The organism is uncultured Anaerovibrio sp. (assembly GCA_902786545.1).
Taxonomy (GTDB): domain Bacteria; phylum Bacillota; class Negativicutes; order Selenomonadales; family Selenomonadaceae; genus Anaerovibrio.
Window position 1 is genome coordinate 1 of the sequence record CADACU010000086.1, and the last position, 2,951, is coordinate 2,951.

The 2,951-nt window shown below is 42.2% G+C and carries 2 protein-coding genes; both read right to left on the bottom strand.

Features of this window, described 5'->3' with window-relative positions; all coding sequences use genetic code 11:
* Positions 1-386: 386 nt before the first annotated feature.
* Positions 387-1,799, bottom strand: coding sequence for an ATP-binding protein (locus QZV24_RS10245; RefSeq protein ID WP_294523520.1), 1,413 nt, complete (start codon positions 1,797-1,799; stop codon positions 387-389).
* Between the two features lie 353 nt (positions 1,800-2,152).
* Positions 2,153-2,951 (bottom strand): serine hydrolase (locus QZV24_RS10250; RefSeq protein ID WP_294523522.1); only part of this gene is annotated, 799 nt, incomplete at its 5' end.

Here is a 2,951-nt window from a genome sequence, read left to right on the forward strand (position 1 = left end):
CTGAAGATGCTTTATCTGGCCATGATGGATATTACAAGGAAATGGACAGGACGCCGCCAAGACTGGAGCCTTATCCATGCCCAGCTTGCCATTTATTTTGACGGGAGAATTCCGGAATAAAAAATGTCTGCACAGCCAAGAATATCTTGACGTGCAGACAAAAAGGATTTCTATACTTCGATATAGAAAGAGAAAATATACTATCTCTGTTTTACATTGCTACAGGGAGTTTACACAGAATTTGGGACAGCCTCAACTGCCCTAAAATAAAATAGCATAAGCCCTCTCCGTTTTGTATAATGAAAGTGCCTAAACTATCACAACATAAACGGAGGGCTTATGCCATGAATATTGTAGCACATAATCACCAGTCTCAAATACAGAATCTATTCCCGACCATACATTCCTTCTAATTCGATAGGCAGTATATCCTCCTTATCTTGCTGTTCAAGAATCCAATCCGAAAAGCCACTCTTGGAAAACAATAAATACTTAACCACCCGGTAGCGATTGTCAATCAATCCATGCCGTTCTTTTAACTGGTCAAATACTTTTTTATCAAAAATTTCATTCTTAAATTTGCATTCTCCCAGCACCGCCTGTTTATTTACGATATCCAAACCAACTACATCAATATCCGTTTCTTCTTTTTTATGCGGGTTAGTTCCCCACCATTTTCCTGTTTTTGATACAAGACAAGGAAGTTTGCCTTCTACCCCTAATTTCATAGTGTAAAAGCGGCACATATCCTCAAAAACCTCTCCCATATAGTGGGATATTCTTGGCTTAACCACATTTTCATAATGCACATTTCCATGCCCCATGTCAATAATATCCATATGAGGAGCTACGAATTGATACCAGAACCTAAACATATGGTCAGCTAACCCATAACGTACTTTCTTTTTATTGCTTTCATCGGTAATGGCATACTCCTTTTTTAGAATACCAGTCTCAACCAAATTAGCTGCAGCATGAGATACTGTAGATGTTTCCAGCTTCGTCAAATCAGCTATTTCATTAAGTCTGGTACGACCTGACGCTACCGCTTCAATAATAGCATTATAGGAAGAAATATTCCTAAACTCCTGGGTAAGAATATTGATTGGTTCCTCATACATATAGCCAAAATTACTAAAGAATAAATTTTGCAGGTTTTCATCAAGTGACTTGTTTTCATCAAATAAAGATAAGTATTTGGCTATCCCCCCTGTGACACCATAAACAATGGCCTTATCCACCGCAGAATAATTTGGCACAAACTCTGCGGCCTCCAAGTAATTGAAGGGCTTTAGTGCAATTTGTGAAGTACGGCGGCCAAAGAGCGGACTTTTTTCACTTAGTACCTCATCTTCCATGAAACTTACAGATGAACCACATAAGAAAAGGTACATATTCCCCTGCAGCCATTCTGTATCTATGTGCTTTTGAATAACGGATAAAAGAGATTTATCCGCTTCTGCCATGTAAGGAAATTCATCTATAATGAAGATAATTCTCTCATCACAGCATCGCTGACCGACAAAGGAAAAAAGCTGCTCGTAGGATTGGAATGATAACCCCTTCATTTCCGGGGCTAATGCTTCTATCACACGATTGCCTAATAGCTCCAGATTGCGCTGACTGCTACTGCGTATGGCAGTATAATAAATCGCCTTCTTCCCCTCTACAAAACGCTGCAATAAGGTTGACTTGCCTACACGTCTACGACCATACATTACAGTCATCTGAAATCCGGGACGGTTGTATAAGTCACTCATAGCGTCAAGCTCACGCTTACGACCAATAAAATTACACATAGTAAGCTCCTTGAATGTATTTATATTGAATTACGTTTCATTGAATCATGTTTCAATATAATTGTAATATATATCAGTTGGAATGGCAAGTCATTTCCTGAAAATTGCACAATAAAATCGCCTCACAGAATCGCCTGTAAGCCACGATAACTCACTAACGTATTTGACACTCCCCCTGCCTTTAGGCATGGGGAGTGTCAAGCCGACCGGTGAATGAGTACGGGCCTGTTGTATGTAATTGGGATAGAAAAAACCGCTGAATTGACGGGGCTCCACAATGCCCCGTTAATTCAGCGGTTTTTCGATTTTTTAGTGACCTTTTTGGAGGTCACTAAAGCAGGTATTCCGTTTTATCAGCGGACAAACACATTACGGCAAATAGCATCGCCAAGGGTTTCTGCCCAAATGTAGTTGTTGCTGAATTTACCGGCGCTGCGTGCATCTTCGTCTTCTTCAACAGCTTCGCCGTTCATGATGTAGACATAGCCATCTTTGGTGTTCGGACGAATGGCCAGCATGGAGAGCAGACCGAAAGCTTCACCGGTGTGTCCTACCAGGTCGATTTCCGTATCTTTGCAGAAGCGGGCTGTGCTCTTGCCGTCCATCTGGTAAATGCCCAAACCATAGGAGAGAATCGTGCCGCCATAGGTGTTGCCGTTCTTGGCTTTGTCGTCATAAATCCATTCGCGGCCCAGCATGGTCTTAACCGAAGCCGGGGAGAGAATTTGTTTGCCTTTGTAAGTGCCATCGTTAAGCAGCATGGAAAGCGCATGAGAAAGTTCCTCACAGGAAATTCGCAGACCGCCTGCCGGGGAAAATACCGTAGCATTGGTGCCGGGAACATAATCCTTCAGGCTGTAGGTGTCCTGGAAGTTTTCGGCATAAGGGTTCTGCAGGGCAACGGTATCTTTGGCCGGCTGTCCCTGTGGATAGCCATCATGCGTAGCGCGCCATGGACCTTTTTCATTCCAGATGCCAGATGCGTCTTTTTTCTGATAAACTGCACCGAGTTTCGTAAATTCCTTCTTGCTGAAATTACTGGGCAGATAATCCGCTTTTATATCCAGCTGTTTTAAGATATGGTTCTTTTGATACTGGTCAAAGCGTTCGCCTGTAACTTTTTCGATGATGGTTCCTAAAAGGCCGTAATTC